The organism is Candidatus Pelagibacter communis, assembly GCF_001180225.1.
GTDB lineage: Bacteria > Pseudomonadota > Alphaproteobacteria > Pelagibacterales > Pelagibacteraceae > Pelagibacter > Pelagibacter ubique_D.
Window position 1 is genome coordinate 21,083 of sequence record NZ_CVST01000049.1, and the last position, 6,000, is coordinate 27,082.

General features: G+C 30.9%; 8 protein-coding genes. 4 read left to right on the top strand and 4 right to left on the bottom strand.

From position 1 onward, the window contains the following. Positions 1 to 27: 27 nt before the first annotated feature. The 3 genes from AMN99_RS04185 to AMN99_RS04195 all read left to right on the top strand — a co-directional run bounded on the left by AMN99_RS04185 (position 28) and on the right by AMN99_RS04195 (position 3,272). Positions 28 to 303, top strand: coding sequence for an HU family DNA-binding protein (locus AMN99_RS04185; protein WP_075506581.1), 276 nt, complete (start codon positions 28 to 30; stop codon positions 301 to 303). A 145-nt stretch (positions 304 to 448) separates the two neighbouring features. After that, positions 449 to 1,750 (top strand): ammonium transporter family protein, encoded by a 1,302-nt coding sequence (locus AMN99_RS04190; protein ID WP_075506582.1) that lies wholly within the window; start codon positions 449 to 451, stop codon positions 1,748 to 1,750. A 229-nt stretch (positions 1,751 to 1,979) separates the two neighbouring features. Next, entirely contained in the window at positions 1,980 to 3,272 is a 1,293-nt protein-coding gene (locus tag AMN99_RS04195) for an ammonium transporter family protein (protein ID WP_075506583.1), read from the top strand. Between the two features lie 57 nt (positions 3,273 to 3,329). On the opposite strand, the gene bcp is transcribed toward AMN99_RS04195, so the two are convergent. Together bcp and AMN99_RS04205 are read right to left on the bottom strand one after the other, a co-directional pair. Continuing rightward, positions 3,330 to 3,797, bottom strand: coding sequence for a thioredoxin-dependent thiol peroxidase (gene bcp, locus AMN99_RS04200; protein ID WP_075506584.1), 468 nt, complete (start codon positions 3,795 to 3,797; stop codon positions 3,330 to 3,332). Next, positions 3,790 to 4,767, bottom strand: coding sequence for a glycosyltransferase group 2 (locus AMN99_RS04205; protein ID WP_075506585.1), 978 nt, complete (start codon positions 4,765 to 4,767; stop codon positions 3,790 to 3,792). Before AMN99_RS04205 ends, bcp begins: the two co-directional genes overlap by 8 nt. Positions 4,768 to 4,832: 65 nt before the next feature. On the opposite strand from AMN99_RS04205, the gene AMN99_RS04210 reads away from it, so the two are divergent. After that, a complete protein-coding gene (locus tag AMN99_RS04210; protein ID WP_075506586.1) occupies positions 4,833 to 5,174 on the top strand; it encodes a rhodanese-like domain-containing protein in 342 nt (113 codons plus the stop codon). Here AMN99_RS04210 and AMN99_RS04215 read toward each other — a convergent pair. Together AMN99_RS04215 and AMN99_RS04220 are read right to left on the bottom strand one after the other, a co-directional pair. Beyond that, positions 5,171 to 5,749, bottom strand: a complete 579-nt coding sequence (locus AMN99_RS04215) for a 2-hydroxychromene-2-carboxylate isomerase (RefSeq protein ID WP_075506587.1) — start codon at positions 5,747 to 5,749, stop codon at positions 5,171 to 5,173. The two genes, AMN99_RS04210 and AMN99_RS04215, sit on opposite strands and share 4 nt — an antisense overlap. Then, on the bottom strand, positions 5,742 to 6,000 hold a 259-nt coding region (locus AMN99_RS04220), incomplete at its 5' end, for an abscisic acid-deficient protein Aba4 family protein (RefSeq protein WP_143323926.1). The genes AMN99_RS04215 and AMN99_RS04220, both read right to left, overlap by 8 nt.

Genomic DNA, 6,000 nt, shown 5'->3' on the forward strand with positions numbered 1-6,000 from the left:
TTTTTAACCAATAAAACCGGAGCTAAAATGAACAAAAAACAACTAGTAGCAAAGCTTTCTGGCTCATTAAACTTGAGCAAAGCAGATGCGGAACGTACGTTCGATACTATAACTAATACAATACTTGACGCCTTGAAGGGAGACGATTCAGTAAAAATCGCCGGCTTCGGGACGTACAAGGTTGCTAAAAGAAAAGCTAGAGTTGGAAGAAACCCAAGAACTGGTGAGCAGATTCAAATCGCTGCTTCTCAGAAGGTAAAATTCTTACCAGCGAAAGCTTTAAAAGAAGTATTCAATAGATAATATTTTTTTAACAGCCCTAAACGATTGAAAAAACACGCTTAGGGCTGTTACTATATGCAAAAACTGCATACCCAATTTTCCTAATCAGCGTTAGTTTTTAAATTTTTTAAATTTATAAACCACCACTTTAACAAGTGGAGGTCTTATGACTAAAATAATAAAGAGAATGTCTGCACCATTACTAAGTTTGGTATTTTTACTAAACATGAGTAGTGCAGGTATGGCAGAAACAACTGTTTCTGCTGAAGTGGGGTTTATATTTAACACTCTACTATTTTTAATTTGTGGTTTCCTTGTCATGTTCATGGCAGCAGGTTTTGCAATGTTAGAATCTGGAATGGTAACTTCAAGAAGTGTTTCAGTAATTTGTGCAAAGAATATTGGTTTGTATGCAATTGCTGGAATTATGTTTTGGCTAGTTGGTTACAACTTAGCTTATGGTATTCCAGAAGGCGGATACATTGGATCATTTACACCATGGTCAGATGCAAGTGCAATTGATACTGGTTATTCAGATGGTTCAGATTGGTTCTTCCAAATGGTATTCTGTGCAACAACAGTTTCAATTTGTTCAGGTGCTATGGCTGAAAGAATCAAGTTATGGCCGTTCTTCTTATTTGCAGCTTTATTAGCTGGAATTATTTATCCAATCGTTATGGGTTGGCAGTGGGGTGGAGGCTGGTTAGCAGAACTAGGCTTCTCTGATTTCGCTGGTTCAACTTTAGTACACTCAACTGGTGGTGCAGCTGCTTTAGCAGGTATCATATTGTTAGGTGCTAGAAGTGGAAGATTTGATAGTAAAGGTCAACCAAAAGCGTTACAACCTTTTGCTGCGTCTTCAATTCCATTAGTAACAATAGGTGTATTTATCCTATGGTTAGGTTGGTTTGGATTTAACGGTGGTTCACAATTAGCATTAGGTACTTTTGATGATGCAGTTGCGATCTCATCAATCTTTATCAATACAAATCTTGCAGCTTGTGGTGGAGTAATGGCCGCTGGTATCATTACAAGATTAATGTACGGTAAAACAGATGTAATTCAAATGTTAAACGGAGCAATTGGTGGTCTAGTAGCAATCACTGCAGAACCATTATCACCATCTCCATTTGCAGCAATTTTAATTGGAGCTGTTGGTGGATTAATCGTAGTGTTTGGAACTAAATTATTATTTAGCTTTAAACTTGATGATGTTGTAGGTGCAATCCCAGCTCACTTATTTGCTGGAATTTGGGGAACACTTGCAGTGCCATTAACAAACGCTGATGCATCGTTCAGTGCACAATTAATCGGTGTACTTTCAATTAACATTTTTGTGTTTGCTGTGTCTTACATCGTATGGTCAATAATGAAAGGTACGTTTGGAATCAGATTAAGTAAAGAAGCTGAAACTAAAGGTACAGACGTTACTGAAACAGGTGTAATTGCTTACGCAATACGTGACTAATTGCATGCAATATAGAGGCTCTTCGATCTCCATGTCGTTATCTCATTGAAGAGCCTCTAAACAAAGAATTAACTTATATATCTCTCTCTAGTTAGTTAATAACCAAAGGCCCCAGAAATGGGGCCTTTTTTTTACACATATGCTTATTTCTCATAACTCTTTTGACCTATCAGCAGTACTTAAAATTTTAATGTTTATTAAAACGACATGATCAAAAAAAGGAGAGATAATGATTAATCATTTAAAAAAAATATCATTAAGCTTATTAATATTTTTAAGCTTTACTAATTTTGCTTCAGCAGAAACAACAATGTCAGCTGAAGGACAATATATTTTCAATTCATTAGGATTTTATCTTGGTGGTGTTTTAGTTGCATTCATGGCAGCAGGTTTCTGTATGCTTGAAAGTGGATTGGTGACAACTAAAAGTGTTTCAACAATTGCAGCAAAGAATATAGGTAAGTTTGCAATTTGTTCGTTAATATTTTTTTTCTGTGGTTACAATTTAGCTTATGGAATTCCTGAAGGTGGATTTATTGGATCATTCTCAATGTGGAGTGATGCATCAGAGCTTTCAACTGGTTACTCAGATTATTCAGATTGGTTTTTCCAAACAATGTTTGTATGTGCAACTGCATCAATTGTATCTGGTGCTGTAGCAGAAAGAATTAAAATTTGGCCATTTTTTATTTTTGCAGCAATAATGGCTGGTATCATTTATCCTATTTCAATGGGATGGCAGTGGGGTGGAGGTTGGTTAGCAACTTCAGGCTTCTCTGATTTTGCTGGTTCAACTTTAGTTCATGCATGTGGTGGAGCAGCTGCTTTAGCGGGTGTAATATTATTAGGTGCAAGAGAAGGAAGATTTAATAAAAAAGGTGAAACAAAATCTTTAGTACCTTTTGCAGCATCTTCAATACCACTTGTTACATTAGGAACTTTCTTATTATGGTTCGGTTGGTTTGGATTTAATGGTTTTAGTCAACTTGCAATGGGAACGTTCGATGATGTAAATGCAATTAGTAAAATTGCAGTTAACACTCATTTAGCAGGAGCTGCTGGTACAGTTACTGCTGCAGTAATCACAAGATTACTAGGTGGCAAAACAGATATCGTAATGATGCTTAACGGAGCATTAGCAGGTTTGGTTGCAATTACAGCAGAACCTTTAACTCCAAGTCCAGTACTTGCAATTGCTATTGGAGCAGTTGGATCAATCATCATGTACTTTGGTACAAAGTTTTTAGAAAGTAAAAAAATTGATGATGTAGTTGGCGCAATTCCTGTTCATTTGTTTGCTGGAATTTTTGGAACTTTAGTTGTGCCATTAAGTAATCCAGATACAAATTTTGGAACTCAGTTAACAGGTGTAATTGCAGTATGTGCATTTAGTTTCATACTTTCTTACATCACATTTAAAGTTCTAAAACAAACAATTGGTCTTAGAATTAGTTCTCAAGCTGAAAAACTTGGAACTGATGTTGCAGAAGTGGGTGTTAAAGCCTACGCAATAAGAGACTAAAATATCTCTCAATATACAACAATTAAAGGCTCCTTAGAAATAAGGGGCCTTTTTTTATTATTTTGAAATATCTTTTAATGTTTCTAAGACTTCTTTGGCGTGATCTTTTACTTTAACGTTTTCCCAGATTTTTAGGATTTTACCTTTTTTATCAATTAAAAAAGTTGTTCTATTTATTCCCATAAATTCACGTCCCATAAATTTTTTCTTACCCCAGACTTTGTATTTTTTTAATACTTTAATTTCTTCATCTGCAAGTAGATCAAATTTAATCTTGTATTTATCTCTAAATTTATCATGGCTTTTTAAGCTATCTTTTGAAATACCGTATACTTCACAGTTTAGCTTTTTAAATTTTGCTAACAATTTATTGAAATCATTAGTTTCAATTGTACATCCAGGTGTGTCATCTTTTGGGTAGAAGTATAGAACAACATATTTACCAATTGAATCTTTAAGAGAATAATCTTTGTTGTTAGTTGATGGTAGTTTAAAAATTGGTGCTTTAGTATTTTCTTTAATCATGTGTTTTATTTTCCTCCCAAAGTTTTTTATAATCTATAAATGGTGACAACCCATAACTTGAATTAATGTTAGTTAAATGTAGTGATAAACTCTTTAGGGGAGAAATACAAATTTCTTTATTGTAAATTTCATTGATATATTTTTCAAAAGGATCGTGCCTATCTAGACAATTTTGATTAAAATTATTCCAATATTTTTTCAATAAACTTGTAGACGTCATAAAAGTGCAAAGTGTCTTATCTATAGTTCTCCAATGACGCTTGTTACCAATTAAAATATTAGTTTTTTCGTTGTTCATATATAGGTAAGGATAGTCAGATGGACATATAAAAATATCTTTTTTAATTTGGGATGCAATTCTTTCATAAGAAGAAATCATTTCATCAAGCATTGTCTCAAAATGTAGGTAATCATCTTCTACAAAAAATATTAAATCCTCTCCTTTTTCTTTACCAATTTCAAAGCTTTGAAGTAAACTTGCTAGGTTTGCAAATGTTTCTTTATTTTTCTGTTTCGAGATTTTATTTTCATATTTTGAGTAGTCTAAGTTTATTATGTCTATATTTTCTCCATTAAAAATATCTTTTATTTGTTGAATTTTATCTTTTGATGAGTTGTCATCAATAATAATTGTTTTAACTTTTAATGATTTATATTTCTTATTTAAAAATTTAATTGATTTAATAAGTGAATTTAAAGATCTTTTACAATATTCAATTTTTGGAAATTCAAATAATCTTTTTCTATTTTGATCCCATATTTCTACATCAGTGTTCATCCTAAAAATTATTAAAATTGATTTTACTTTTCTTGTTATTTTAACTTCACCTAATGGTAAAATTATTGATTTTTGATTTAAAGTAGACAGCTCTTCATTCAAAACTTTATTTAGTGTTGGAGATGAAAAAGAGTTTTGATCTATAATTTCATAACCCAATAATTTGCAAATTTTTATAAAAATTTTTTTCATAATATGGTATAAGAATATATTAATATGATTTTTAAATCATCACAAACTCCAGTAAAATAAAGTTTATGAAAATTTCAACTATAAGTGCAGATCAAGCGTATCAAATGGTTCAAGAAAATAAATGTAATCTAATTGATATTAGAGAATTAAATGAATTAGAACTTACAGGAAAAGTTGAAGGAGCTAACCATATACCTATGGGAAATTTAGAGACACTTCTTGATCCTAATAGTGATGTTTTTAAAAATGGTCAAATTGATAAAGATAAAGAAGTAGTTTTGTTTTGTGCTGGAGGAATTAGATCTGAAATGTCTGTAAAGTCTTTAATTGAAAAAGGCTTTAAAAACATCTCTCACATTGAAGGTGGTTTTGGATCTATAAGTAACAGTAGTTTTAAAATAATTTAAATATTTTTAACTACATCTAAAGCATATTCTAGACGGTCTTGTCCCCAAAAAATTTTATTATTTACTATAAAAGTAGGAGCTCCAAATACCTCTTTTTTAAAAGCTTCTTGAGTTAATTCTTTTAATTTATCTTTAATGTTTTGGTTTTTAATAGAATTAAAAAAATCATTTTCATCAATTTTTAATTTTTTTAATAGCATTTTAATATTTTCTTCTTTGGATAAATCTTGATCATCTTTCCAATAAGCTTCAAAAAAACTATTTAAGTATTCTTCTTTTTTATTATCTTTAACACAAAGATAGCCTCTCATTATATGCAAAGAGTTTATTGGAAATCTAGAATTCCATTTGAAACTTATGTTATTTTTTTTTGAAACAAGTTCACAATCATTTTGCATATTTTTCATTTTATATTTGTTAAATGCAGGGGCAGTAATACCTGCTAAGTTATGAAGACCACCTAATAATATTGGCTTTAATTTAAAATTAACATTATTAATTTTTAAAATTTTTTTATATGCGATGTAAGCGTAAGGACTAATAATATCGAAGTAAAAATCTATATGATTACTCATATAGATTTAGTTTTTTGGCGTAAAAAATTCTAATTATCCAATAAATAAATAAACCAATAGGACCAATTAAGTATGTAATTATTAAAGGGACTGACATTAGTACTTTATTTACGTAGTATTTTTGAGAGTCTTTCACCATCCATCCACCAACAAATAAATTTATAGCTATAAAATGAGTCCAGAAAAGAGTTAGGTATAGATTGTCTTCAAATAGCCGAGATAACTCAACCAAACCAAGGTACAAACTAAAA

Excerpts from the sequence above, each read along its gene's own strand:
- AMN99_RS04190 (WP_075506582.1), top strand. The coding sequence starts at position 449 with ATGACTAAAATAATAAAGAGAATGTCTGCACCATTACTAAGTTTGGTA.
- AMN99_RS04210 (WP_075506586.1), top strand. The coding sequence starts at position 4,833 with ATGAAAATTTCAACTATAAGTGCAGATCAAGCGTATCAAATGGTTCAA.
- AMN99_RS04215 (WP_075506587.1), bottom strand. The coding sequence starts at position 5,749 with ATGAGTAATCATATAGATTTTTACTTCGATATTATTAGTCCTTACGCT.
- AMN99_RS04195 (WP_075506583.1), top strand. The coding sequence starts at position 1,980 with ATGATTAATCATTTAAAAAAAATATCATTAAGCTTATTAATATTTTTA.
- AMN99_RS04205 (WP_075506585.1), bottom strand. The coding sequence starts at position 4,767 with ATGAAAAAAATTTTTATAAAAATTTGCAAATTATTGGGTTATGAAATT.
- AMN99_RS04185 (WP_075506581.1), top strand. The coding sequence starts at position 28 with ATGAACAAAAAACAACTAGTAGCAAAGCTTTCTGGCTCATTAAACTTG.
- bcp (WP_075506584.1), bottom strand. The coding sequence starts at position 3,797 with ATGATTAAAGAAAATACTAAAGCACCAATTTTTAAACTACCATCAACT.